This is a genomic window from Paraburkholderia sp. J41, assembly GCF_905220235.1.
Lineage (GTDB): Bacteria > Pseudomonadota > Gammaproteobacteria > Burkholderiales > Burkholderiaceae > Paraburkholderia.
The window spans coordinates 16,113-42,124 of sequence record NZ_CAJMZE010000019.1 but is presented as its reverse complement, the minus strand read 5'-3'; the positions used below and the strand labels follow the sequence as shown (position 1 = coordinate 42,124).

Annotated in this window: 22 protein-coding genes; 15 read left to right on the top strand and 7 right to left on the bottom strand. The window is 66.6% G+C overall.

Annotation, left to right across the window (positions count from 1 at the left end; translation table 11 throughout):
- Positions 1-289: 289 nt before the first annotated feature.
- The 3 genes from U5805_RS19985 to zwf form a co-directional block, all read right to left on the bottom strand.
- A complete protein-coding gene (locus tag U5805_RS19985; RefSeq protein WP_322105229.1) occupies positions 290-2,206 on the bottom strand; it encodes a bifunctional transcriptional regulator/glucokinase in 1,917 nt (638 codons plus the stop codon).
- Positions 2,184-2,888 carry a 6-phosphogluconolactonase gene (pgl, locus tag U5805_RS19980; protein WP_322105228.1) on the bottom strand — a complete coding sequence of 235 codons (705 nt, stop codon included), beginning with the start codon at positions 2,886-2,888 and terminating at the stop codon, positions 2,184-2,186. Before pgl ends, U5805_RS19985 begins: the two co-directional genes overlap by 23 nt.
- A 67-nt stretch (positions 2,889-2,955) precedes the next feature.
- Entirely contained in the window at positions 2,956-4,425 is a 1,470-nt protein-coding gene (gene zwf, locus U5805_RS19975) for a glucose-6-phosphate dehydrogenase (protein ID WP_322105227.1), read from the bottom strand.
- Between the two features lie 598 nt (positions 4,426-5,023).
- Between zwf and U5805_RS19970 the strand changes: the two genes are divergently transcribed.
- From U5805_RS19970 to U5805_RS19955, 4 genes are all read left to right on the top strand, one after another.
- Positions 5,024-6,271 carry an ABC transporter substrate-binding protein gene (locus U5805_RS19970; RefSeq protein ID WP_322105226.1) on the top strand — a complete coding sequence of 416 codons (1,248 nt, stop codon included), beginning with the start codon at positions 5,024-5,026 and terminating at the stop codon, positions 6,269-6,271.
- Between the two features lie 129 nt (positions 6,272-6,400).
- Positions 6,401-7,342 carry a sugar ABC transporter permease gene (locus U5805_RS19965; RefSeq protein ID WP_322105225.1) on the top strand — a complete coding sequence of 314 codons (942 nt, stop codon included), beginning with the start codon at positions 6,401-6,403 and terminating at the stop codon, positions 7,340-7,342.
- On the top strand, positions 7,332-8,189 hold the full coding sequence (locus U5805_RS19960; protein ID WP_322105224.1) for a carbohydrate ABC transporter permease: 858 nt from the start codon (positions 7,332-7,334) through the stop codon (positions 8,187-8,189). Before U5805_RS19965 ends, U5805_RS19960 begins: the two co-directional genes overlap by 11 nt.
- Before the next feature lie 30 nt (positions 8,190-8,219).
- Positions 8,220-9,338 carry a sn-glycerol-3-phosphate ABC transporter ATP-binding protein UgpC gene (locus U5805_RS19955; RefSeq protein ID WP_322105223.1) on the top strand — a complete coding sequence of 373 codons (1,119 nt, stop codon included), beginning with the start codon at positions 8,220-8,222 and terminating at the stop codon, positions 9,336-9,338.
- 78 nt (positions 9,339-9,416) lie between these two features.
- On the opposite strand, the gene U5805_RS19950 is transcribed toward U5805_RS19955, so the two are convergent.
- Entirely contained in the window at positions 9,417-10,175 is a 759-nt protein-coding gene (locus U5805_RS19950; RefSeq protein WP_322105222.1) for a Smr/MutS family protein, read from the bottom strand.
- Between the two features lie 254 nt (positions 10,176-10,429).
- Positions 10,430-11,425 carry a thioredoxin-disulfide reductase gene (trxB, locus tag U5805_RS19945; RefSeq protein WP_322105221.1) on the bottom strand — a complete coding sequence of 332 codons (996 nt, stop codon included), beginning with the start codon at positions 11,423-11,425 and terminating at the stop codon, positions 10,430-10,432.
- A gap of 337 nt (positions 11,426-11,762) precedes the next feature.
- Between trxB and U5805_RS19940 the strand changes: the two genes are divergently transcribed.
- Entirely contained in the window at positions 11,763-14,078 is a 2,316-nt protein-coding gene (locus U5805_RS19940) for a DNA translocase FtsK (protein WP_322105220.1), read from the top strand.
- Between the two features lie 51 nt (positions 14,079-14,129).
- Positions 14,130-14,837 carry an outer membrane lipoprotein chaperone LolA gene (gene lolA, locus U5805_RS19935; RefSeq protein ID WP_322105219.1) on the top strand — a complete coding sequence of 236 codons (708 nt, stop codon included), beginning with the start codon at positions 14,130-14,132 and terminating at the stop codon, positions 14,835-14,837.
- 152 nt (positions 14,838-14,989) lie between these two features.
- On the opposite strand, the gene U5805_RS19930 is transcribed toward lolA, so the two are convergent.
- Positions 14,990-16,063, bottom strand: a complete 1,074-nt coding sequence (locus U5805_RS19930; protein ID WP_322105218.1) for an MBL fold metallo-hydrolase — start codon at positions 16,061-16,063, stop codon at positions 14,990-14,992.
- A gap of 141 nt (positions 16,064-16,204) precedes the next feature.
- On the opposite strand from U5805_RS19930, the gene U5805_RS19925 reads away from it, so the two are divergent.
- From U5805_RS19925 to U5805_RS19905, 5 genes are all read left to right on the top strand, one after another.
- Entirely contained in the window at positions 16,205-16,606 is a 402-nt protein-coding gene (locus U5805_RS19925) for a MerR family DNA-binding transcriptional regulator (protein ID WP_322105217.1), read from the top strand.
- A gap of 149 nt (positions 16,607-16,755) precedes the next feature.
- The gene (locus tag U5805_RS19920) at positions 16,756-17,967 is read left to right on the top strand and encodes an acetyl-CoA C-acetyltransferase (protein WP_322105216.1); all 1,212 of its coding nucleotides are present in this window, start codon (positions 16,756-16,758) and stop codon (positions 17,965-17,967) included.
- A 55-nt stretch (positions 17,968-18,022) separates the two neighbouring features.
- Positions 18,023-18,700 (top strand): SDR family oxidoreductase, encoded by a 678-nt coding sequence (locus U5805_RS19915; protein WP_322105215.1) that lies wholly within the window; start codon positions 18,023-18,025, stop codon positions 18,698-18,700.
- Positions 18,701-18,755: 55 nt separating this feature from the next.
- A complete protein-coding gene (locus U5805_RS19910; protein ID WP_322105214.1) occupies positions 18,756-19,208 on the top strand; it encodes a YchJ family protein in 453 nt (150 codons plus the stop codon).
- Between the two features lie 536 nt (positions 19,209-19,744).
- Complete coding sequence (locus U5805_RS19905; protein WP_322105213.1) at positions 19,745-21,178, top strand: dienelactone hydrolase family protein; 1,434 nt, start codon at positions 19,745-19,747, stop codon at positions 21,176-21,178.
- Between the two features lie 17 nt (positions 21,179-21,195).
- Here the strand turns inward: U5805_RS19905 and U5805_RS19900 are convergent, their stop codons facing one another.
- Positions 21,196-21,375, bottom strand: a complete 180-nt coding sequence (locus U5805_RS19900; RefSeq protein ID WP_322105212.1) for a hypothetical protein — start codon at positions 21,373-21,375, stop codon at positions 21,196-21,198.
- A gap of 146 nt (positions 21,376-21,521) precedes the next feature.
- On the opposite strand from U5805_RS19900, the gene bioA reads away from it, so the two are divergent.
- The 4 genes from bioA to bioB are packed head-to-tail and all read left to right on the top strand — an operon-like array spanning position 21,522 to position 25,946.
- The gene (bioA, locus tag U5805_RS19895) at positions 21,522-22,904 is read left to right on the top strand and encodes an adenosylmethionine--8-amino-7-oxononanoate transaminase (protein WP_322105211.1); all 1,383 of its coding nucleotides are present in this window, start codon (positions 21,522-21,524) and stop codon (positions 22,902-22,904) included.
- Entirely contained in the window at positions 22,904-24,100 is a 1,197-nt protein-coding gene (bioF, locus tag U5805_RS19890; protein ID WP_322105210.1) for an 8-amino-7-oxononanoate synthase, read from the top strand. Before bioA ends, bioF begins: the two co-directional genes overlap by 1 nt.
- On the top strand, positions 24,097-24,831 hold the full coding sequence (gene bioD / locus U5805_RS19885; RefSeq protein WP_322105209.1) for a dethiobiotin synthase: 735 nt from the start codon (positions 24,097-24,099) through the stop codon (positions 24,829-24,831). The genes bioF and bioD overlap by 4 nt, the downstream gene beginning before the upstream one ends.
- 32 nt (positions 24,832-24,863) lie before the next feature.
- A complete protein-coding gene (gene bioB, locus U5805_RS19880) occupies positions 24,864-25,946 on the top strand; it encodes a biotin synthase BioB (RefSeq protein WP_322105208.1) in 1,083 nt (360 codons plus the stop codon).
- Positions 25,947-26,012: the final 66 nt, after the last annotated feature.

Below are 26,012 nucleotides of genomic sequence, written 5' to 3'. Positions count from 1 at the left end.
CGACAACGTAGGTGAGCGCGCCACAACGTGGGTGAGCACGCGACAACGTGGGTGAGCACGCCACAACGTGGGTGAGCGCGCCGCAACGTAAATGCGCGCGCCACAGCGTAACTGAGCACGCCACAACGTAAGTGAGCACGCGACAACATAGGTGAGCACGCCACAACGTAAATGCGCACGCGACAACCTAACGACGCCCACGCCGCATAAAGCAAAACGGGACGCCCGCTGGACGTCCCGTTTTTTCATGGCGCCGCGTGAATCCGCGACCTCAGCCAGATCGCCGCGCTCACTCGCGCGCCGATGGCGAAGCGCCGTGGCTCAGCCAGTCGAGCACGGCCGATGCGTCGTCGTCGGCATGCTCGCGCGCTTTCTCGACCGCGTTGCTCACGTTCGCATCGGGCGAGGCGCGGCGAATCGCAACGCCGACCGCGAGGATGTCGATCATCAGCAAATGCAAAATGCGCGAGATCATCGAAAGCTGCGACTCGCGCATTTCGATGTGATCGGTTTCGAGCGCCACCGTCGCGCGCTTGGCGAGCGGCGTGTTGCTCGACGTGATGGCGATCACCTTCGCGCCCGCCTGCATCGCCACGTCCAGCACTCGCAGCAGCTCCGGCGCGCGGCCCGACTTCGAAACGGCCACGATCACGTCGCCCTTGCCGAGCAGCGCGGCCGAAGCCGCCTGCATGTACAGGTCGCCGTAGGCAATGGTCGGAATGCCGAAGCGGAAGAACTTGTAATGCGCGTCCTGCGCGACGATGTGCGAGTTGCCGAGCCCGTAGAACTCGATGCGGCGCGCGCCGTTGAGCAGCGTGATGGCCTGTTCGACGTGCTCGAAATTCAGATGCTCGCGCAGTTGCAGAATGGCCGACACGGTGTTGTCGAGCACCTTCGCGCCGAAGTCCGTGGCCGTATCGCCGAGATGCACCTGGCTATGGCTCACGGGAATCGTGCCCGTCAAACCGGTGGCGAGCTTGAGCTTGAAGTCCGACAAACCCTGGCAGCCGAGCGAGCGGCAGAAGCGGATCACGGTCGGCTGGCTCACGTCCGCCTTGCGCGCGATGTCGACGATCGGATCGTTGATGATCGAGCGCGGGTGGTTCAGCGCAAGGTCGGCCACGCGTCGCTCGGCGGGCGTGAGCGCGTCGCGCATCTGGCGAATGCGCTCGAACACCGCCGACGAGCCGCCGCCCGCGCGGTTCGACAGTTGTTCCGCGAGAATCGCCGAAACGCCGAGAAACGCCGGATATTCGGCCGTGATCACGTAGGTGGGCACGTTCGCGAGATAGCTGTCGAAGCGGCCCTTCGCCTCGAAACGCTGGCGGAACGACGAGCGCGTGAACAGTTCGCCCAGCCGCGGCACGACGCCGCCGCCCACGTAGATGCCGCCGAGCGAGCCGAGCGTCATGGCGATATTGCCCGCGAAGCTGCCGAGAATGCCGCAGAAGCATTCGACGGTTTCGAGCGCCAGCGCGTCGCCGTCATGCGCGAGCTTCACGATGTCGGCGACTTCGAGCGTCTCGGGCAGCTTCTTCTTGTCGCGCGCGGCCAGCGCCCGGTGAATCAACTCGATGCCGGGACCGGCGCACACGCGCTCGAACGAGACATGCGGCCACTTCGTGCGCGCGTGCCGCAGCACCAGATCCTCGCGCTCGTCCTGCGGCGAGAAGCTCGCGTGGCCGCCTTCGCTGCCGAGCGCGATCCAGCGGTCGTCGGCGGGAATCAGGCCCGAAACGCCGAGACCCGTGCCGGGCCCGAGCAGGCCGATCACGCTGTTCTGGCGGCGCTGGCCGCCGCCCACCTGCACGCGCTGCGTGTCGGTGAGGCCCGGCAGCGCCATGGCGAGCGCGGTGAAATCGTTCACGACCAGCAGCGTGTCGAAGCCGAGCGCGCGGCGCGTGGCCTCGATCGAGAAGGTCCAGTCGTGATTGGTCATGCGCACCTGGTCGCCGTCGACCGGGTTCGCGATGGCGATGGCCGCGTGGTTGACGCGGCCGATCTTCGTGTCCTTCAAATACTGCTGAATCACCTCCGCGACGCCCGGATACTGCGCACACGGATACACGCGCACCTGGCCGATCTCGCCGGGCGCCGTCTCCAGCGCGAAACGCGCGTTGGTTCCGCCGATATCGGCGAGCAGCCTCGGTCCGTCGGCGTGCTGGCCCGCGCCAGGGGCAGTTCTAGTTTGCACACCAGTAGACATCGAGTCTCACTCCCTTGTCGTTCGCCAGTCTGGAAATGGCGTTGTTTTGTTCGGCCGCAGCGGCCTGTTGCAATACTTCGAGCTTGCGTTGTCCCGCGATCAGCAGAAAGAGGCGGTCGACCTGGCGCAGCGCCTGCATCGACCACGAAACGCGCGCGTGCGGCGCGGCCTGCGGATGCACGGCGACGAACGGGCGCGCGGTGGTGATCGCCTCGTGCCATTCGGGCGCGTCGGCGAAGATCGAGGCCGTGTGGCCGTCCTCGCCCATGCCGAGCACGGCGACGTTCGGCAGTTTGCGCGCCGGGTCGGCGTTGAGCGCGGCCACGTGCGCCTCCAGCTCCCGCGTCACGTCGACGAGCGGCAGGAAATGCGCGTGCGCCGCCTCGTGCCTGAGCAGCGTTTCGCGCGCGAGACGCGCGTTGCTGGCGGCGTCGGTGTCCGGCACCCAGCGGTCGTCGACGAGCGTGACGTCGATGTTGGCCCAGTCGAACCGATGCGTCGACAAGGCTTCGAGAAACGGCCGCGGGCTCGTGCCGCCCGAGACGGCGAGCGTGGCGCGGTTTACCGCGCCGCCCGGCGCGGCGGTTTGAGTCGCGAGCGACGCATGTAGCGCGTCGCCCACGGCTCGCGCCAGCGCGTCGGATTGGGCGCGCGGGTCGTCGAATACGTGAAGCTCGATCACTTCTCCTCCATGCTGCTTTTTTGTCTAACTGCGGTGTCTGTCGTCACTTCCGGCGTCGGGTGCCGCTTCAGTTCTCTTCCTCGAGCCAGCAGGTGCCGTGCTGCGCGAGCATCGCGCTCGCCGCCGCCGGTCCCCACGTGCCCGCCGCGTACGGCTTGGGCGGACGCGGCGCGGCGGCCCATTCGTTGAGAATGGGCTCGACCCACTTCCATGCCGCTTCCTGCTCGTCGCGGCGCACGAAGAGGGCAAGCCGGCCGTTGATCACGTCGAGCAGCAGACGCTGATACGCTTCCATCTGCCCTTCGCGGAAGAACTGGTCGAACGCGAGATCGAGGTGAACGCTCGCGAGGTTCATGCCTTCGCCGGGCTGCTTGGCGAGGCAGTAAAGGCGGATCGTCTCGTTCGGTTGCAGGCGGATCACGAGCCGGTTCGAGCCCGCGCGCAGCGCCGGCGCGCCGAGCGCCGAATGCGGCACGGGGCGAAAGTTCACGACGATCTCCGCCACGCGGTCGGCAAGACGCTTGCCGGTGCGCAGGAAGAACGGCACGCCCGCCCAGCGCCAGTTCTCGATCTCGACCTTGAGCGCGACGAAGGTTTCCGTGCGGCTGTCGGGCTTTACGCCGTGTTCGGTCGCGTAGCCGGGCACCGCCTGGCCGCGGATCACGCCCGCGTGATACTGGCCGCGCACCGCGACCTTGCTGATGTCGAGCGGATCGATGGGCTTGAGCGCGCGCAGCACGCGCAGCTTCTCGTCGCGCACCGAATCGGAATCCATCGAATGCGGCGGCTCCATGGCCACGATCGAGAGCAACTGCAACAGGTGATTCTGCACCATGTCGCGCAACGCGCCGGTGTTGTCATAAAAGTCGCCGCGCGCCTCCACGCCCAGCTCCTCGGCGATGGTGATCTGAATGCTCTCGACCCATTCGCGGCGCCACAGCGGCTCGAACAGCGCATTGCCGAAGCGCAGCGCGAGCAGGTTCTGCACGGGCTCCTTGCCGAGGTAATGGTCGATGCGGTAGATCTGCTCCTCGGCGAAGATTTCGCCCACGGCGTCGTTGATCGCATTCGACGACTTGAGGTCGTAGCCGAGCGGCTTTTCGAGCACGACGCGCGCGTTCTGGTTCAGGCCGACGGTGGCGAGCGCGCGGCAGATCGGCACGAAAAGGGACGGGCCCGTGGCTAGATAGAACACGCGAATGCCGGGCAGCCCGGCAATGCCGTCGCGCAGCGTGGTGAAGTCCTCGGCGCGCGAGAGATCGAGCTTCACATAGACGATGCGCTCGACGAAGCTCGCCCACGCGGCTTCGTCGAAGCCGCCGTTCTTCTTCACATGCGGCTTGACGTGCTCGTCGACCCACTGGACATAGGCGGCACGATCCTCCTCGTGGCGCGCGACGCCGACGATCTTCCCGCTCTCCGCGAGCATGCCCGAGCGGTGCGCTTCGTACAGGGCCGGAAGAATCTTGCGCATCGACAAATCGCCGGTGGCGCCGAAGAGCACGAACGTGAAACCTGAATCGGTCTGGTTTTGCATGAGTCTCCGTCACAGTCCTGGGTGGCCGCAGCAAGGTGGGTCGAGCGCCGGTTCCGGGCTTGGCGGAAGGGCGGTTCGAGCGGCCGTAGTCCGATAAAATTTTTTTTGACACTGAATTGTAGTTTAACTACAATTCAAATCAAGAGGTAACGTTCATTCGATGTAAAAAGCGTAAGACGCAGGTGTTACGGCGGTCTTGCGCGGTTTGGCGAGTGGACGGAATGCCCCCTCATGGTAACGGAGAACGTTGCGGGACCTTGCCGCGCTCGGCCAAGCGAGCCGGCGGCCCAATTGCCGCGTATTCCGCCCTGGGAGAGCTTCGGGCCGCGCGACGCAAGCGGCGCCTCGGCCGGCCGAACGGCCGGTGAAAATCAAAAGAGGAGACAGTCAAGTTGCATTCCGAACCACTCATCTCTTGAGCGTCCTGCGGCCGGACACCGGCCCGCGGCCCGCGCGCATCGAACGAAAAGCACGCGCGCGGCACTCCGGCGCCCGACCGTCCAGTGTTTTGCCTGTTTTAGCCTGTTTGACCAACCACCGCTCCCTGGCGGTTCAGGGGCCAACCGTTTTTTGTTCAGGTGTCTGGAGGAGATAAGCAATGAAATTCCGCGCGATCATGGGCGCCCTGTGCGCCGCAGGTCTGTTGGGCAGCGTCGCTACGGCGCAAGCAGCCGAGTCTCTCGAAGTGCTGCATTGGTGGACGTCGGGCGGCGAGTCGAAAGCCGTCGGCGTGCTCAAGGACGACATGCAGAAGCAGGGCTATGTGTGGAAGGACTTCGCGGTCGCCGGTGGCGCGGGCGCGGCGGCCATGACCGCACTGAAGACCCAGGTCATCTCGGGCAACGCGCCCACGGCCGCCCAGATCAAGGGTCCGCTGATCCAGGAATGGGCCGAGCAAGGCGTGCTCGCCCCGATCGATTCGGCCGCGACCGACTGGAAGGCCAACCTGCCGCCGCAGATCGACAAGATCATGCACGCCGACGGTCATTACGTCGCGGCGCCGTTCTCGGTACACCGCGTGAACTGGGTGTGGATCAACAAGGCCGCGCTCGACAAGGTCGGCGCGAAGCCGCCTACCACGTGGCCGGAGTTCTTCGCCGTGGCCGACAAGCTCAAGGCCGCCGGCATCCAGCCGGTCGCCGCGGGCGGCCAGCCGTGGCAGGACCTGACGCTGTGGGAAGACGTGGTCCTCTCGCAAGGCGCCGACTTCTACAAGAAGGCGATCGTCGACCTCGACCAGAAGACGCTCACGTCGCAGCAGATGGTCGGCGTGTTCGACACGGTCCGCAAGATCGAGTCGTACATGGACAACGGCCGCACGGGCCGCGACTGGAACCTCGCCACGGCCATGGTCATCAACGGCAAGGCCGGCATGCAGTTCATGGGCGACTGGGCCAAGGGCGAGTTCGCGAACGCGAACAAGCAGCCGGGCACGGACTACATCTGCGCGCCGGTGCCGGGCACGGCGAAGGGCTACACCTTCAACGTCGACTCGTTCGTGTTCTTCCAGCAGAAGGGCCAGAAGGCCGCGACGCCGGGCCAGCTCGCGCTCGCGAAGACCATCATGTCGCCGGCGTTCCAGGAGCAGTTCAGCCTGAACAAGGGCTCGATTCCGGTCCGTCTGGGCGTGGACATGAGCAAGTTCGACGCATGCGGCAAGCAGTCGTACGCGGACGAGCAAACGGCGATCAAGTCGGGCGGCTATGTGCCGTCGCTCGCACACGGCATGGCTCAGCCTGACGCCACGGCCGGCGCGATCACCGACGTCGTCACCAAGTTCATGAACTCGACCCAGGATTCGAAGAGCGCGGTGGAAGCGCTCGCGAAGGCCGCGAAGACGAAGTAAGCCTCAACGCAGCACAGCAGTTGTAAAGCGGGGCGCGCCGCGCGCGGCGCGCCCCGGGCATGAAGGTTCCACCGAACCCCATCATCGTGCGGAGCCATTGCGGTCCCGCACCGTTCCAGGAGTTGCGCAGTGACTGCTTCTCTTAGCGGCAACGGCAAGGCGGCCACGCCTGCTACGCGCCGCGCGTCGCCGATGGCGGCGCTCGCAGACCGCTGGATTCCCAAGCTGGTGCTTTCTCCCAGCATTGTGATCAGCATCGTATTCGTCTACGGCTTCATTCTCATCACCGGCTATCTGTCGCTGTCCAGTTCGCGACTGATGCCGCGCTACGACTTCGCGGGCTTCGATCGCTACAGCGAGCTGTTCTCCAACGACGTCTGGTGGACGTCCGCGCAGAACCTCGGCTGGTTCGGCATTCCGTTCATCGCGATCTGCGTGGCGCTCGGTCTCTTTCTCGCGATCCTGCTCGACCAGCAGATTCGCCAGGAAGGCGCGCTGCGCGCGGTGTTCCTTTATCCGATGGCGCTTTCGTACATCGTGACGGGCACGGCGTGGCAGTGGATCTTCAACCCGGACCTCGGCATCCAGCAGGTGCTGCATCAGTGGGGCTGGACGAGCTTCCAGCTCGACTGGCTCAACGACCCCGACAAGGCCATCTTCTGTATCGTCGTGGCGGCGGTGTGGCAATCCACGGGCTTTTGCATGGCGCTGTTCCTGGCCGGCCTGCGCGGCGTCGACAGCGAAATCTTCAAGGCGGCCCAGGTAGACGGCGCGACGCTGCCCACGATCTACCGCAAGATCGTGATTCCGAGCATGCGCCCGGTGTTCTTCTCCGTGCTGCTCATTCTCTGCCACATCACGATCAAGACGTTCGACCTCGTGGTGGCGCTCACCGCGGGCGGCCCGGGCACGTCGTCGTCGCTGCCGGCCATCTTCATGTACACGTTTTCGTTCAATCGCGGGCAGCTCGGTGTCGGCGCGGCGTCGTCGATGATGATGCTCGCAACGGTGGTGGCCGTGCTCGTGCCGCTCATGTATCTGGAATCGAGGAGCACGCGCAATGCAGCCTAAGATGAAGGTGAGCCGCATGTTCGTGTACGCGGCGCTGATCCTGTTCGCGTTGTACTTCCTGTTTCCGCTGTACGTGATGCTGTCGACGTCGTTCAAGTCGCTCGACCAGATTCACACGGGCAACATGCTCACGCTGCCCACGCACCCGACTTTCGCGCCGTGGGTCAAGGCGTGGAGCGAAGCATGCACGGGCGTGCGCTGCGACGGCATGCAGCCGTTCTTCATGAACTCCGTGAAGATGGTGATTCCGGCCGTGCTGATCTCGTCGATCATCGGCGCGTTCAACGGCTACGTGCTCACGCACTGGCGTTTTCGCGGCGCGGACGCGCTGTTCACGATGCTGCTCGTGGGCTGCTTCATTCCGTTCCAGGCCATTCTTCTGCCGATGGCGCGCGTGGAAGGCTACTTCGGTCTGTCGAATACGATCGGCGGCCTCGTGCTCGTACACGTGGTCTACGGCATTGCGTTCACGACGATGTTCTTCCGCAACTTCTACGTGAGCGTGCCGGCCGAACTCGTGAAGGCCGCGCGCATCGACGGCGCCGGCTTCTTCATGATCTTCACGAAGATCATGATGCCGCTCTCGCTGCCGATCTTCATGGTGTGCCTGATCTGGCAATTCACGCAGATCTGGAACGACTTCCTGTTCGGCATCGTGTTCTCGGGCGTCGATTCGATGCCGATCACGGTCGCGCTGAACAATCTCGTGAACACGTCCACGGGCGTGAAGGAATACAACGTCGACATGGCCGGCGCGATCATCGCCGCGCTGCCCACGCTGCTCGTCTACGTGATCGCCGGCCGCTACTTCGTGCGCGGCCTCACGGCGGGCGCGGTGAAGGGCTAACGCTCTCATTCGATTAAAAGGATTTTTGGTATGGCAAGCCTTTCCATTCGCGACGTCTACAAGACCTACCCGAACGGGGTGCCCGTCCTCAAGGGCGTGAACATCGACATCGAAGACGGCCAGTTCCTGATTCTGGTCGGCGGCTCGGGTTGCGGCAAGTCCACGCTGCTCAACATGATCGCGGGTCTCGAAACCGTGACCAAGGGCGAGATCTGCATGGACGGCAAGGTGGTGAACAACCTCTCGCCGAAGGACCGCGACATTGCAATGGTGTTCCAGTCGTACGCGCTCTATCCGTCGATGACGGTGCGCGAGAACATCTCGTTCGGCCTGAACATCCGCAAGGTGCCGAAGGCCGAGCAGTCGCAGATCGTCGATCGCGTTTCCAGCATGCTGCAAATCCAGCATCTGCTCGACCGCAAGCCGGGCCAGCTTTCGGGCGGCCAGCGCCAGCGCGTCGCGATGGGCCGCGCGCTCGCGCGCGACCCGATCATGTTCCTGTTCGACGAGCCGCTTTCGAACCTCGACGCCAAGCTGCGCATCGAAATGCGTTCGGAAATCAAGCTGCTGCATCAGCGCGTGGGCAAGACCATCGTCTACGTGACGCACGACCAGATCGAGGCGATGACGCTCGGCGACCGCATCGCCGTGATGAAGGACGGCATCGTGCAGCAGTTCGGCGCGCCGCAGGACATCTACGATTCGCCGTCGAACCTGTTCGTCGCGGGCTTCATCGGCGCGCCGCCGATGAACTTCATCAACGGCAAGCTGGTGGAGCAGGGCTCGGGCGTGGGCATCGAACTCGACACGGGCGTGGCGCGCAACGTGCTGAACCTGCCGTTCGAACAAGGCAAGCTGCGCGGCCACATCGGCCAGGAAGTGGTGCTGGGCCTGCGCCCCGAGCGCATCACCGACGCGCGCAGCTCGCACGACGGCCACGGCCACGAACTGCAACGCCACACGGTGAAGGTCGACGTGATCGAGCCGACCGGCCCGGACACGCTGGTGTTCGCGCAGGTCAACGGCAAGCGCGTGGTGAGCCGCGTACACCCCGGCGCGAATCCGCAGCCGCTCAACAGCATGGAGCTGCTGTTCGACGTGTCGAAAGCCGTGCTGTTCGACCCGAAAACGGAGGAGCGCATCGCGTAAGCGTTCTGCTCCGGGCGATAAAAAACCCCGCTCGCTGCACCGGCAGCGGCGGGGTTTTTTCTTGCGGGCGGCGCGGCCTCAAGCCGGCTGCCGATGCTGGATGTGCGAATGCGGCTGCAACAGCACGAGCACCGCGCCCGCGCCGCCGTCATGCGGCCGCGCCTCGCAAAACGCGATCACTTCTTCCTTCTGTACGAGCCACGCGCGCACCTTGCCCTTGAGCACCGGCTCCTTGCCGACCGAGCCGAGCCCCTTGCCGTGGATGATGCGCACGCAACGCAGCCCGCGCTTGCCGGCTTCGCGGATAAACGCTTGCAGCGCCTCGCGCGCTTCCTCGCGGCGCAGCCCGTGCAAATCGAGCTGCGCCTGCACGATCCACGCGCCGCGCCGCAGTTTCTTCACGACTTCGGCGCTCACGCCGGGGCGGTGATAAAACAGCGATTCGTCGGATTCGAGATGCGCTTCGGGATCGAATTCATCGGAAATGGCTTCGTGCAGCACGGCCTGCTCGTCGAGCCGCGTTTGCAGCGGCAGCGGCACGGGCGCCTCGCGGCGCGGCAACGCGCGCGAAGGCTGCCTGAGCGGCGCGACCATGCCGATCTCGCGGCGGAACAGGTCGCTGTCGGCGGCTGCCTCCGCACGCGCGGCTTTTTCCACCGCGCGTTCGCGCTCGCGCTGACGCGTTTGCGCCTTGAGCGCGTCGCGCAGGCCGCCGAGTCCGGCGAAACCCGCCGGCGGCGCGGTTTCCGCGGCTTTCGTCGCGGGCGGCGCGGGCGGCGCGGCGGGCCGGGGCGCTGCGCGCCGCGGTTCGCCGGGATGGGGCTTGTTCTTGGGCATGACGGAATACGCTGAATGACTGTCGTGACGGCGAGGCTTCCGCAGGGAACGCCGCAAAAGCAAAGGGCCGCTGGCTGACTGCCCACGGCCCTTTTGGCGACGATCGCCGCGTACCGCTTCACCCACCGGGCGAGGTGCGCATCCAAGCGCGCATCGAAGCGCGCTTCGAAGTGTGCTTCAAGGCGCGCCTATCTGGCCGCACCCGGCCGCACCCGGCCGGCATGCCGGCCAAGAACGCCGGCTCGCGTGCGGGCTTAGCGCTCGGCTTCGGCGCTCATCACGTGCGCCTGGCCGAGTTCGTGGACGCTTTCCAGGTAGCGCTGCGCGTCGAGCGCGGCCATGCAGCCCGTGCCCGCGCTCGTAATGGCCTGGCGGTACACGTGATCCTGCACGTCGCCGGCCGCGAACACGCCGGGCACGCTCGTGCCGGTGGCGTTGCCGTTCAGGCCGCCGTTCGTGACGATGTAGCCGTTCTTCATCTCCAGTTGGCCTGCGAAGATGTCGGTGTTGGGCTTGTGGCCGATCGCGACGAAAAGGCCTTGCAGGTCGATGTCGGTGGTCGCGCCCGTTTCCGTGCTCTTGATGCGCAGGCCGTTCACGCCGCCTTCGTTGCCCTTCACTTCGTCGAGCACGTGATTCCACTTGATCTCGACGACGCCTTCCTTTTGCTTTTCCAGCAGGCGGTCGATCAGGATCGGCTCCGCGCGGAACTTGTCGCGGCGGTGAATGACCGTGACCTTTTTCGCGATGCCCGAGAGGTACAGCGCTTCTTCGACGGCCGTGTTGCCGCCGCCGACCACGGCGACGTGCTGGTTGCGATAGAAGAAGCCGTCGCAGGTCGCGCAGGCCGAGACGCCGCGGCCCATGTAGAGTTCCTCGCTCGGCAGCCCGAGATATTGCGCCGAGGCGCCGGTCGCGATGATGAGCGAGTCGCACGTGTACTCGCCCGAATCGCCGATCAGGCGAATGGGCTTTTCGTCGAGCTTTGCCGTATGGATGTGATCGAACACGATTTCCGTGTTGAAGCGCTCGGCGTGTTCGAGGAAACGCTGCATCAGTTCGGGGCCCTGCACGCCGTTCGGGTCGGCGGGCCAGTTTTCGACGTCGGTCGTGGTCATGAGCTGGCCGCCCTGTGCAAGACCGGTGACGAGCAGCGGCGAAAGGTTCGCGCGCGCCGCGTAGACGGCTGCCGTGTAGCCGGCGGGGCCGGAACCGAGAATCAGGACTTTGGCGTGTTTGGTGGCAGACATGATCGATTTCCGTGGAAAAACTGCGTGGCGCCCGCTCGTGGCGACGCGGCGCGAATTCGGCCGCCCGGCGCCGCCGGGGCGCGCTCTGGGCATACGCATCTAGTTGGGCATCAGCGCGCAATTATAAAGGGCGGGGGGATTCGCTGCTCCATGAAGCTTTCCGATGACGGCGATAGCCCCCGCCGTACGGCGAGGCCCGGCCGTGGCGCGAGGCGGCGGCGCGCGTTGTCAGTTACCGTCATTTACAGCGTGAGACAGCCGGGGCCGAAACAACCCGTTTACAATAGGCCGCTGACGGACGAACGCACCAAGCACCAGGTTTTTAGCCCAGGGTTCAATGGCCAAAGCTCCTTATTCCGCGCAGGCGCAGGCATTGCCGCACCGCATGTCGCGCCTTTTCACCGAAATCCGCTGGATTTTGCAGGTCGCGCTCGGCGTGTTCCTGCTGATGGCGCTCATCAGCTACAGCCGCCACGACCCGAGCTGGACGCACGCCGCGCAGGTCGATCACATCGCCAACTGGGCGGGCCGCGTGGGCGCGCGCATCGCCGACGTCCTGCTGCTGCTGTTCGGCCTCTCCGCCTACTGGTGGGTCGTGCTGCTCGGGCGCTTCATTTCGGCGAATTACCGCCGCATCACGCACCGCGAAGCCAACGCCGACGACGAAGAAGAGAAGCCGCGCGACATCACCTGGATCGCCGAAGCCTTCGCGTTCGCGCTCGTGGTGCTCTCGTGCTGCGGCATCGAGGCGCTGCGCATGTGGTCGCTCAAGGTGCAATTGCCGGCCGATCCGGGCGGCGTGGTCGGCGCGGCGGTGGCGCGCGGCGTCTCGCACGCGCTCGGCTTCACGGGCGGCACGCTTGCCATGCTGCTCGCGCTCGCCATCGGCCTGTCGCTGTATTTCCGCTTTTCGTGGCTCACCGTCGCCGAAAAGGTCGGCGAATCCATCATCAACGGCGTGACGATGGCCAAGCTGCGCCGCGAAGCGGGGCGCGACCGCAAGCTCGGCGAAGCCGCCGCCGTCAAGCGCGAAGGCAAGGTCGAGCGCGGCCGCGTCAAGATCGAGGAGCACGAGCCCGTCACGATCGTGCCGCCCGTGGTCACGCCGCAGCGCTCGGAGCGCGTGGAGAAAGAGCGCCAGGTGCCGCTTTTCACCGATCTGCCCGGCGACTCCACGCTGCCCGCCATCGCGCTGCTCGATCCCGCGCCCGCAACCCAGGAAACCATCTCCGACGACACGCTCGAATTCACCTCGCGCCTCATCGAGAAAAAGCTCAAGGACTTCGGCGTGGACGTGGCCGTGGTGGCCGCGTATCCGGGCCCGGTCGTCACGCGCTACGAAATCGAGCCGGCCACGGGCGTGAAGGGCAGCCAGATCGTCAATCTCGCCAAGGACCTCGCGCGCTCGCTCTCGCTCGTCTCGATCCGCGTGGTGGAAACCATTCCGGGCAAGAATTTCATGGCGCTGGAACTGCCCAACCAGCGCCGCCAGACCGTGCGCCTTTCGGAAATTCTCGGCTCGGCCGTGTATGCCGATGCGCCTTCGGCGCTCACCATGGGACTTGGCAAGGACATCGGCGGCAAGCCCGTATGCGCCGATCTCGCGAAAATGCCGCACCTGCTCGTGGCCGGCACGACCGGCTCGGGCAAGTCGGTCGGCATCAACGCCATGATCCTCTCGCTGCTTTATAAAGCCAGCGCGGAACAGGTGCGCATGATCCTGATCGACCCGAAGATGCTCGAAATGAGCGTCTACGAAGGCATTCCGCATCTGCTGTGTCCGGTGGTGACCGACATGCGCCAGGCCGGCAACGCGCTGAACTGGACCGTCGCCGAAATGGAGCGCCGCTACAAGCTCATGAGCAAGCTGGGCGTGCGCAATCTCGCGGGCTACAACAACAAGATCGAGGAAGCGAACAAGCGCGAGGAGAAGATTCCGAACCCGTTCAGCCTCACGCCCGACGATCCCGAGCCGCTCGCGAAGCTGCCGAACATCGTCGTGGTGATCGACGAACTCGCCGACCTGATGATGGTGGTCGGCAAGAAGGTCGAAGAGTTGATCGCGCGCATCGCGCAGAAGGCGCGCGCGGCCGGCATCCACCTGATTCTCGCCACGCAGCGCCCGTCCGTGGACGTCATCACGGGCCTCATCAAGGCCAACGTGCCCACGCGCATGGCGTTCCAGGTGTCGTCGAAGATCGACTCGCGCACGATTCTCGACCAGATGGGCGCGGAGTCGCTGCTCGGCATGGGCGACATGCTGTATCTGCCGCCCGGCTCGGGGCTGCCGGTGCGCGTACACGGCGCGTTCGTCTCCGACGAGGAAGTGCATCGCGTGGTGGACAAGCTCAAGGAGCAGGGCGAACCGAACTACATCGAAGGCTTGCTCGAAGGCGGCGTGGCGGGCGAGGGCGACGAAGGCACGGCAAGTGTTTCGGGCACCGGCGACGAATCCGACCCGCTCTACGATCAGGCCGTCGAGGTGGTCATCAAGAACAAGCGCGCGTCGATCTCGCTCGTGCAGCGGCATCTGCGCATCGGCTATAACCGCGCGGCGCGGCTGCTCGAGCAGATGGAGCAGTCGGGGCTCGTTTCGGCGATGTCGTCGAGCGGCAACCGCGAAATTCTCGTGCCGACGCGCGACGCGGACTGAACCCCCGGTTCGCCAGCGAGCCCACGAATTCCCCTACCTGGAGAACGATAGATGCAGTTTTCGGCTGGACTTCCGACCCGCTTCGAGCGCCTCGCGCGCCGCGCACTGTTTGCCGCGATCGGCGCGTCGGTCCTGATGGTTTCGCACGCCTACGCGAGCGGCACGGATCAACTCAAGCAGTTCGTCGCGCAGGTGCATGCCGCGCGCGGCAGCTTCGTGCAACGCGAACTCAAGGCGCAGTCGAACGCGAAGAACGCGAGCGACGCGCTCGCCACGGCCACGCTCAACTCGAAGGTGTCGAGCGGCACGTTCGTGTTCGCGCGTCCCGGCAAGTTCGTGTGGTCGTACGAGAAGCCGTATCAGCAGGTGTTGCAGTCGGACGGCGACAATCTCTACGTCTACGACAAGGACCTGAACCAGGTCACGGAGCGCAAGCTCGGCGGCGCGCTGGGCGCAAGCCCGGCCGCGATCCTCTTCGGCAGCAACGACCTCGACAGGAACTTCACGCTCTCCGACGCGGGCGTGAAGAACGGCATCGACTGGCTCGAACTGATTCCGAAGGCGCGCGACACGCAGTTCAAGAGCGTGGGCATCGGCTTCAAGGACGGCAATCTCGAAGCCATGGAGTTGCACGACGTGTTCGGCAACGTGACGCTGCTCACGTTCTCCAACATCGAGAAAAACCCGTCGCTGCCGGCCACGGCGTTCAGGTTCGTGCGGCCGAAGGGCGCTGACCTCATTACGGGCGGCGGCAACTAGGTCGCGGGCAACGCAGTTCGCTTCAGGCAAAACGGGCGGGCTCTTTCGAGCCGCCCGTTTTTTATTGCGCCAGCGCCGGCGAGAGCGGCGAGAGCGGCGCGATTGGCCTGCGCAACGTGCTCAAGATGCGAAACAGGGCGCAAAACAAGGCGCTAACAAGACGAAAAACGGATCACGCCGTTGGCATCCGTCGCGCGCTGGAGCTTGCCCGCGAGCCACAGCAGATGCAGGTGCGCGAGCGCCTCGCCCATCGCGAACGTGGTCTGGTGAATGTCGAGTTCGCGCTTGAACATGATCGGCACGATGTCGGCGGCGCTTTGCGGCGCGCGTTCGCACGCGGCCATGACTTCGGCGAGCCGCGCGTCGTGGTGCGCGCGCAGTTGCGCGATGCGCGTGCGCACGCCGCGAAAGGGCTTGCCGTGGGAAGGCAGCACGAGCGTGTCTTCGGGCAGCGTTTCGTAGCGGCCGAGCGAGTCCAGGTACAGCCCGAGCGGATTGCTTTCGGGCTCCATGTCGAACACGGAAACATTGGTCGAGATGCGCGGCAGCACCATGTCGCCCGAGATCAGCGTGCCGATGGATTCGCAGTACAGCGCGCAGTGCTCGGGCGAGTGGCCGTAGCCCGTGACGACCCGCCAGTCGCGCCCGCCGATGCGCACGGTGTCCGCCTCGCGCAGCCGGCGGTACTGCGAGGGCAGCGCGGGCACGAGCTTGCTGTAGTAGTCGCGCCGGTTGCGCAGCTTGTCGAGCGCGGTTTCGTCGGCAAGACCGTGACGCGCGAAATGGCGCGCGGCGCCTTCGCCGCCCGCGTTGGAGCCGTCGCCGGCGGCCATCACGCGCGCCTGCATGTATTCGCCGTGCGTGGCCCACAGGCGCACGTCCCAGCGCGCCTTGTCGCCGCCCGTGCAGAGCCAGTGCGCAAGCCCGATGTGATCGGGGTGGCAATGCGTGACGATCACGCGCAGCACCGGCAGTCCTTCGAGCTGGCTCTCGAACACCGCTTCCCAGCGCGCCTTGATGGTTTCGTCGGTGATGCCGCAATCGACCACGGTCCAGCCCGGCTGGCCGTCGATCTCGTCGCGCAGCAGCCAGAGATTGATGTGATCGAGCACGAACGGCAGCGGCATGCGCAGCCATTTCACGCCGGGCGCGACTTCGAAAACGTGGCCGGGCTCGGGAAGCGTGTCGGCGAAGGGATAGTCGAGCTGGTGTTCGAGGGCGTTCATTGCGGGCGTGGGCTCCGGTCTCTTTCGTGATTCTCGTGGATGGCGCGGGTTGCGCGCGCGTCAGGTTGACGATAACGTAAACGTCGATTCTATCGCCGCTTGCGCCGTCGTGCCGGCGACGCCACACGAGCCACGCAACCCATGACGACCCAGTACACGATCACCGAGCTTGCGCGCGAATTCGACGTTACGCCGCGCGCGATCCGCTTCTATGAGGACCAGGGCTTGCTCGCGCCGAGCCGCGAGGGCGCGGGCGGCTTGCGGCGCGTGTTTTCCGGGCGCGATCGCACGCGGCTGAAGCTCACGCTGCGCGGCAAGCGCCTCGGCTTCACGCTTTCGGAAATCCGCACGCTGCTCGATCTTTACGAGTCGCCGACCGACACGCTGCCGCAGCTTCAGGCGTTTCTCGACACGGTCATGCACCATCGCGACATCCTGGAGCGCCAGCGCGCCGATCTCGACGCGACGCTCGAGGATCTCGCGCAATACGAGGCACAGGCGCGCACGCTGCTCGAGCGGGCGGCGGAGCGCGCGAAGCCGTGACGCAAGCGTGTAACGCAACGTGGTAGCGGCAAGGTGGTAGCGGCAAGGTGGTAGCGGCAAGGTTGTAACGCGCCGACCGCACAACGGGCGGCCGTGCGGAAACCTCGCATCGACATCCGATTCGAGACATCCATCGAAGGAGACACACCATGAGTGAGACGCAACAGGATCAGGACGCCATTGTGATCGTCGCGGCGGCGCGTACGCCGATGGCCGGTTTTCAGGGCGATTTCGCATCGCTCGCGGCGCCCGAGCTGGGCGCGGCCGCGATCGCGGCCGCCGTCGAGCGCGCGGGCCTGAAGCCCGAACAGGTCGACGAAGTGGTGATGGGCTGCGTGCTGCCGGCGGGGCAGGGCCAGGCGCCCGCGCGGCAGGCGGCGCTGGGCGCGGGCTTGCCGCTCGCGGCGGGCGCCACCACCGTCAACAAGATGTGCGGCTCGGGCATGCGTGCCGCGATGTTCGCGCACGACATGCTGCGCGCGGGTTCCGTCGACGTGATCGTGGCGGGCGGCATGGAAAGCATGTCGAACGCGCCCTACCTGCTGCCGAAGGCGCGCGCGGGCATGCGCATGGGCCACGGCCAGGTGCTCGATCACATGTTTCTCGACGGTCTCGAAGACGCCTACGACAAAGGCCGCTTGATGGGCACGTTCGCCGAGGAATGCGCGGGCGAATACGACTTCTCGCGCGAGCGCCAGGACGCGTTCGCGATCGAGTCGCTCAGGCGTGCGAAACGCGCCAACGAGGACGGCTCGTTCGACTGGGAAATCGCGCCGGTCAAGGTCGCTTCGCGCGCGGGCGAAACCACCATTGCGCGCGACGAGCAGCCCTTCAAGGCCAACCCCGACAAGATCCCCACGCTCAAGCCCGCCTTCAGCAAGACCGGCACGGTGACGGCGGCGAATTCCTCGTCGATCTCGGACGGCGCGGCCGCGCTCGTGATGATGCGCGCGTCCACGGCGGCGCGCCTCGGGCTCACGCCGCTCGCGCGCGTGGCCGGGCATTCGACGCACGCGCACGAGCCCGCGAAGTTCACGACGGCGCCCGTCGGCGCGATTGCGAAGCTGTTCGACAAGACCGGCTGGAAGGCGGCCGACGTCGATCTCTTCGAAATCAACGAAGCCTTCGCCGTGGTCACGATGGCCGCGATGAAGGCGCACGACCTGCCGCACGACAAGGTCAACGTGAACGGCGGCGCGTGCGCGCTCGGGCACCCGATCGGCGCGTCGGGCGCGCGTATTCTCGTCACGCTGCTCGGCGCATTGCGCGCGCGCGGGCTCAAGCGCGGCGTGGCGGCGTTGTGCATCGGCGGCGGCGAGGCCACGGCGATGGCCGTCGAACTCCTCCAGGCCGGCGGCTGAAAACGGCGCGCGCCGCGCGAAGGCGGCGCGCGGCACGCACGAGAAAGGTGGCGAGATGAAAACAGCGTTGATCGTGGGCGCGTCGTGCGGGCTCGGGTTCGAGGCCGTGCGGCAGTACAGGAAGGCCGGCTGGCGCGTGCTGGCCACGGCGCGCGCGCCGGAGGCGCTACAGGCGTTGGGCGAGGCGGGCGCGCAGGCGTTTTCCCTCGACATCACGCGCCCCGAGGAAATCGCGGCGCTCGGCTGGAAGCTCGACGGCGAGCGGCTCGACGCGGTGCTCATCAACTCGGGCGTCTACGGCCCGCGCACCGAGGGCGTGGAAGTCGTCGCGGCGGAAGATTTCGAGTACGTGATGAACACCAACGTGCGCGGCCCGATGCAACTGATCCCGGTGCTGCTGCCGCTCGTGGAGGCCGCGCATGGCGTGCTGGCCGTGGTGTCGAGCCGCATGGGCAGCATCGCGCAGGCGACGGGCACGACGGGCTGGCTCTACCGCGCGAGCAAGGCCGCGCTCAACGACGCGCTCCGGATCACCGCGCTGCAAACGCGCCGCGCGACCTGCGTCTCGCTGCATCCGGGCTGGGTGCGCACCGAAATGGGCGGCGCGAACGCGGCCATCGACGTGGCGGCGAGCGTCGCGGGCATGCGCGAAGTGATCGCCGAAGCCGCCGCCGCGCGCGAAGTCTTTAACGGCCGCTTCTTCCAGTACGACGGCACCGAACTCGACTGGTAAGGCCGCGCGCTTTTGCGCTACGCTTGCCGGCCCGCGAACCTCCGCAACCGAACCGATGAACGCCGATACCCCGCGCGCCGCCCGTCCCGCCGAATGTCCCTGCGGCGGCGCCGCGCCGAATCAGAAGGCGGGTGCGAAACCGCCGCGCTACGCCGCATGCTGCGGCCGTTTTATCGACGATGCCGCGCTGCCCGCCACGGCGCTCGAACTCATGCGCTCGCGCTACACGGCTTACGTGCTCGGCGAGGAGGCGTATTTGCGCGCGACGTGGGCGAGCGAAACCTGTCCCGCCGATCTCGACGTCGATCCGGCCGCGCCCGGCGCGCCGCGCTGGCTCGGCCTTGACGTGAAGCGCCACGAGCAGCAGGACGACGCGCACGCGATCGTCGAATTCGTGGCGCGCTACAAAACGGGCGGCCGCGCGGTGCGCTTGCAGGAAACCAGCCGCTTCACGCGCGGCGGCGACGGGCGCTGGCGCTACGTCGAAGGCGACGTGGACGCGCGCTGAAACGGCGCTTCGAGCCTTCTCGCGTCCGCATGGCCCGACCGGCACGCGACGCCTGTCGCATGCAAAAGCGCGCCGCAAAAATCGGTACAAATTGCGTACTGTTGGCTGCGCGCGACGTTTGTCATCGCGCTCTTTTTACGATCCCTTTCCTTCGCAACGCCCCGCAGGACGCCGATGCGCGGCCCCGCAAGGCCCGCGCGCCGCTGGCATGCGTTATGCCGGGTAAGCCCTGAATTGCACAACAAATATTTGTCGTGCGAGTATCAATCCACGGTGTCTGTTCCGGCCCGTAAGCACCTGGTGAAAAGCTTTTTCTTTCAGCAGCTTACGAGCGCGCGAGCAGAGGCTGGCGGCGGGTCTGATCGACGATAGAACTGCGCCGCGCAGGGTTTCCGGTCGGTTTTACTCCCCCGAGACGGGTCACACGCAGCGCCTGGCTTTCGAGCCCCGCGCAACGGTGATTCGTTGTGCGTGCAACGGGTTCAACCGGCGGCAAGTCAGATTCTCGGCAGGTTTTTTTGCGGGTGGTGTTGCGCATGGCGTTCAGGAAGCTTCTTACCGGATGGGTCGTAGCCGGCACCGCGTGTCTGCTTTCGGTCGCTCACGCCGCGACGCCGGCCGCACCCGCGGGCGACGCCGCCGATGCCTCATCCAACGTTTCCGCGAACGCGCGCGAGGCGCATTCCGGCGCCGCGCGCGCCGGCCTTGCGGGCGGTCCGCTCGGCAATGCCCGCGTGCCGCGCATCGCGCTCGACGACGCCTATCTTCCGGCCGTGCGCGCCGATCTCAACGAGCAGGTGATTCGCGTTCCCGTCGATGCATCGGGCGACATCACGCTCGAAACCACGGTTTATCGCCCCGACGGCCCCGGCCCGTTCCCGATGGTCGTGTTCAATCACGGCAAGATTCCGGGCGATCCGCGCCTGCAAACGCGCAGCGACCCGCTTTCGTTCGCGCGCGAATTCGTGCGCCGCGGTTACGTGGTCGTCGCGCCGAACCGGCAGGGATTCGCCGATTCCGGCGGCACCTATCAGCAAGACGGTTGCGATGTCGCGACCAACGGTCTGGGCCAGGCGTCGGACGTGGCGGCCACCGTCGCCTACATGTCGAAGCAGCCTTACGTGGACGCGAACCAGATCGTCGTGGCCGGCACCTCGCACGGCGGCCTTGCCACGATGGCCTACGGCACCGAGGCCGCGAAGGGCGTGCGCGCGCTCATCAACTTCTCGGGCGGGCTGCGCCAGGACGCCTGCACGGGCTGGCAAGGCAACCTGACCCAGGCGTTCGGCGATTACGGCGGCAAGGCGCGCGTGGCCTCGCTCTGGCTGTACGGCGACAACGACTCGGTGTGGTCGCGCGATCTCGTCGGCAAAATGTTCGACGCCTACCGCGACGCGCAAAGCGGCGAGGACCGCCCGGCCGCGATCGCCAAGCTCGTCGATTTCGGTTCGTACAAGAACGACGCGCACCGTCTGGTCGGCGACCGCGACGGTGTGAAGGTCTGGTGGCCCACGGTCGAGGCTTTTCTCGCCTCGGCCGGCTTGCCGACGGCGGTGCAGTACCGCGTCAACACGCCGGCCGCGCCCAACGGCACGGGCTATGCCGCCATCGACTCGGTGGGCGCCGTGCCGTTCCTCGATCAGGCGGGCCGCGACGGTTACCGCAACTTCCTCAAGCAGTACCCGAGCCGCGCGTTCGCCGTGTCCGATTCGGGCGCGTGGTCGTGGGCCGAAGGCGGCGACAATCCGATGTCGGTGGCGATCGCGAACTGCGAAAAGCACAGCGCCGACCCGTGCCGCCTCTACGCCGTCAACGAAACGGTCGTCTGGAACGACAATACGGCCGCCACCACGGCCCAAAACAGCGCGAACGGCGCGAACGGCGCCGACGACACGAGCGCGGCGCAGGCCGCCGCCGCGTCGGCGGACAACAACGTCGCCGACAACTCGCACTCGCTCGCAAGCCGCTAGTTCCGCGTTTTTCCCCCTTATTTCTCCACCCGGGCGGCTCTTTCGCGAGCCGCCCGGCGTTTTTGCGCGGGCTTCATTTTTTCCTCGATACGCCATTCGCCGGTCGCGCCGCATCGTGGTTGCGTGAGCGCGTTACGCCGCGCCGCCAATTTTTTTGCGTAAGGCGGGTTCACTTTGTCGTCGTCATCTGCGGGCATTTCGGGCTTTCTCGCCGCAACGGTTCCAAGCTGCGCCGAATCGCGCGCAACGCCACGCGGGCAGGGCATCCGGGCCGATTTTCGGGGTAGTGCATTGCGGCCCCGAACGCGCTAATCTCGGCCCGCTGTTGTTCCTGGAGCCGTACTTGAATCCGCACTCGAATACCGCCCGCGACGGTTTTGCCACAAGCGATGAAACGCGCGACTGGATCGCGCGCAGCCTGCGCGCCGTCTGGCATCCCTGCACCCAAATGAAGCACCACGAGCGCGTGCCGCTCGTGGCCGTGGCGCGCGGCGAAGGTCCGTGGCTTTACGACCGCGAAGGCCGCCGCTATCTCGACGCGATCAGCTCGTGGTGGGTCAATCTGTTCGGCCACGCGAATCCGTCGATCAACGCAGCGCTCAAGGCGCAGCTCGATACGCTCGAACACGTGATGCTGGCGGGCTGCACGCACGAACCCGCCGTCGAACTCGCGGAGCGGCTTGCCGCGCGCACGCAGCACGCGCTCGGCCATGCGTTCTTCGCGTCCGACGGCGCGTCGGCGGTCGAAATCGCGCTCAAGATGAGCTTTCATGCGTGGCGCAATCGCGGCGAAGCGGACAAGCGCGAATTCGTGTGCCTCGCCAACAGCTACCACGGCGAAACGATCGGCGCGCTCGGCGTGACCGACGTGAAGTTGTTCAGGGATGCTTACGATCCGCTGCTGCATCACGCGCACGTGGTCGCTTCGCCCGATGCCCGCCTCGCGCAGCCCGGCGAAACCGCCGCCGACGTCGCCGCGCGCGCGCTTGCCGACGTCGAGCGTGTGTTCGTCGAGCGCGAAGGCCGCATTGCCGCGCTGATCGTCGAGCCGCTCGTGCAGTGCGCCGCCGGCATGGCCATGCACGATCCCGCCTATCTGAAGGGCTTGCGCGCGCTGTGCGACCGCCATCGCGTGCATCTGATCGCCGACGAAATTGCCGTGGGCTGCGGGCGCACCGGCACCTTTTTCGCGTGCGAGCAAGCGGCTGTCTGGCCCGATCTGCTCACGCTCTCGAAGGGCATCAGCGGCGGCTATCTGCCACTTTCGATCGTGCTGTCGAGCGACGACATCTACGCGTCCTTCTACGACGACGACACCACGCGCGGCTTTCTGCATTCGCATTCGTACACCGGCAATCCGCTCGCGTGCCGCGCCGCGCTCGCCACGCTCGACCTGATCGAACGCGACGACGTGCTCGCGGCCAACGCGCGGAAGTCGGCGCATTTGCGTGCATCGTTCGCGCCGCTCGAAGCGCATCCGCTCGTGCGCAACCTGCGCCAGTGCGGCACGATCCTCGCGTTCGACGTCGCGCTCGCCGACACGCGGCGCGCCGCCACGTTCTCGCGCCGTTTCTTCGAGCACGCATTGCAGCGCGAATTGCTGCTGCGCCCTATCGGCACGACGGTCTACGTCATGCCGCCCTATATTCTGGACAACGAAACACAGGCGTTGCTCGCCGCGCGCACGCGCGAGACGTTCGACGCCACCGTCGCGGAGGACCTGTGATGACGCTGCTCGATACGCTCGAACAAGGGCTGCGCGAGATCGACGCGCGCGGTTTGCGCCGCCGCCGCCGCACCGCGGACACGCCGTGCAGCGCGCACATGCAGGTGGACGGCCGCGCGACGATCGGCTTCGCCAGCAACGACTATCTCGGCCTCGCCGCGCATCCTCGGCTGACGGCGGCGCTCGCCGAAGGCGCGCAGCGTTATGGCGCGGGCAGCGGCGGCTCGCATCTGCTGGGCGGCCATTCGCGCGCGCACGCGCAACTCGAGGACGATCTCGCGGCATTCGCGGGCACTTTCGTGCCGGCGCCGCGCGCGCTGTACTTCAGCACCGGCTACATGGCGAATCTCGCCGTGCTCACGGCGCTTGCGGGCCGCGGCGCGACGATCTTTTCCGATGCGCTCAACCACGCCTCGCTGATCGACGGCGCGCGGCTCTCGCGCGCGCAGATCGAAATCTATCCGCATGCCGATGTCGATGCGCTGGCCGCGCGGCTCGAAGCGTCCGATGCGCCGACGAAGCTGATCGTGAGCGACACGGTGTTCAGCATGGACGGCGACGTCGCGCCGCTCGCGCGCCTGCTCGAACTCGCCGGGCGTCACGGCGCGTGGCTCGTGCTCGACGACGCGCACGGCTTCGGCGTGCTCGGTCCGCAAGGGCGCGGCGCGATTGCGCAAGCGGCGTTGCGCTCGCCGCAGCTCGTGATGGTCGGCACGCTCGGCAAGGCGGCGGGCGTGTCGGGCGCGTTCGTGTGCGCGCACGAGACCGTGATCGAATGGCTCGTGCAGCGCGCGCGCCCGTATATCTTCACCACGGCGTCGTCGCCGGCGGTGGCGCATGCGGTTTGTGCGAGCCTGCGCGTGATCGAGAGCGAAGAGGGCGACGCGCGGCGTGCGCATCTCGCGCGCCTCATCGCACGCACGCGGGCGCTGCTCGCGCAAACCCGCTGGCGTCCCGTGGATTCGCATACGGCCGTGCAACCGCTCGTGATCGGCGAAAACGCAGCGACGCTCGCGCTCCAGGCCGTGCTCGAACGCGACGGCCTGTGGGTGCCCGCGATTCGTCCGCCGACCGTGCCCGAAGGCACGTCGCGCCTGCGCATTTCGCTTTCGGCAGCCCATTCCGAAGCCGATCTCGACCGGCTCGACGCGGCGTTCCAGCGCGCGAGCCTCGAGGCGCGAGAGGTGGCGGCATGACGCTCGGCGTATTCGTCACCGGCACCGATACGGAGATCGGCAAGACGTTCGTGAGCGCGGCGCTGTTGCGCGGCTTCGCGCGCGCGGGCCTGCGCGCGGCGGCGCTCAAGCCGGTCGCGGCGGGCGCGTTCGAACGCGACGGCGTGTGGCACAACGAAGACGCCGATCAACTCGATGCCGCCGCGAGCGTGCTGCTGCCGCCCGAGATCCGCACGCCGTTTCTGCTGAAGGAGCCGGCCGCGCCGCATATCGCCGCCGCGCTCGAAGGCGTGACGCTCGACATGGCGCGCATCGCCGATTGCCATCGCGAGGCTTGCGCGCGCGCCGATGCCGTCGTGGTGGAGGGCGTGGGCGGCTTTCGCGTGCCGCTCACGCGCGAGCACGACACGGCCGATCTCGCCGTGGCGCTGGGCTTGCCCGTGGTGCTCGTGGTCGGCATGCGGCTCGGCTGCATCAGCCACGCGCTGCTCACGGCCGAAGCGATTGCCGCGCGCGGTCTCGCGCTCGCGGGCTGGGTCGCGAACCGCATCGACCCGGCCATGACGTTCCCCGGCGAAAACATCGACGCGCTGCGCGAACGTCTCGCCGCGCAATACGACGCGCCGCTGCTCGGTGTCGTGCCGCATCTGCGCGGCGCGAGCGCCGACGAAGCATCAGGACACCTGAATATCGACGCATTGCTCGCGCGGCTCGGCGCATTCGCCGGCCGCCGCACGGCGTCCTCACGCTAAACAGTCAAAACGTCCCGAAGGATCACGACATCATGACGCAAACCCATATCGACCTCACTTCGCTCAAGGCCACCGCACCGAGCGCGCAGGCCGCGGCGGAAGCCGCTTCGCGCTGGCGCGTGGCCGACGTCGCCGCGCTCTACGAATTGCCGTTCAACGATCTGATGTTCCGCGCGCAGCAAGTGCATCGCGAGCATTTCGACGCGAACGCCGTGCAGCTTTCCACGCTGCTGTCGATCAAGACCGGCGGCTGCGAGGAAGACTGCGCGTACTGCCCGCAGTCGTCGCATCACGACACCAGCGTGGACGCGAGCAAGCTGATGGAAGTGCAAGCCGTGCTCGACGCCGCGCGCAACGCGAAGGCCAACGGCGCGACGCGCTTTTGCATGGGCGCGGCGTGGCGCAATCCGAAGGATCGCCATCTGGAGCCGATCAAGGACATGATTCGCGGCGTGAAGGCGATGGGTCTCGAAACCTGCGTGACGCTCGGCATGCTCGAAGATCACCAGGCGAAGGCGCTGGCCGACGCGGGCCTCGACTACTACAACCACAACCTCGATACGTCGCCGGAGTTCTACGGCAAGATCATCTCGACGCGCACCTACGAGGACCGTCTGGAGACGCTGGAACGCGTGCGCGACGCGGGCATCAACGTGTGCTGCGGCGGCATCGTCGGCATGGGCGAATCGCGCCGCGAACGCGCGGGCCTGATCGCGCAGCTCGCGAACATGGAGCCGTACCCGGAGTCGGTGCCCATCAACAATCTCGTGCAGGTGAGCGGCACGCCGCTCGACGGCACGGAGCCGCTCGATCCGTTCGAGTTCGTGCGCACGATCGCGGTGGCGCGCATCACCATGCCGAAGGCGATGGTGCGTCTTTCGGCGGGGCGCGAGCAAATGGACGACGCGCTCCAGGCGCTGTGCTTCATGGCCGGCGCGAACTCGATCTTCTACGGCGACCAGTTGCTCACGACGAGCAATCCGCAGGCGGAAGCCGACCGCAAACTGTTGCAGCGGCTCGGCATCGGCGCGCAGGCGGCGCAGCACTTGCCCGCCGACGCGCACGGCCACGATCACGCGCATCACGCGCACGCGGGCTGCGGTCACTGCGAGTAAGGCCCGCTAGCGTCGATGCCGTCGGTATGCGCTCGCTAGGGCAAGGCGCGCATCGTTGCGTTAAAT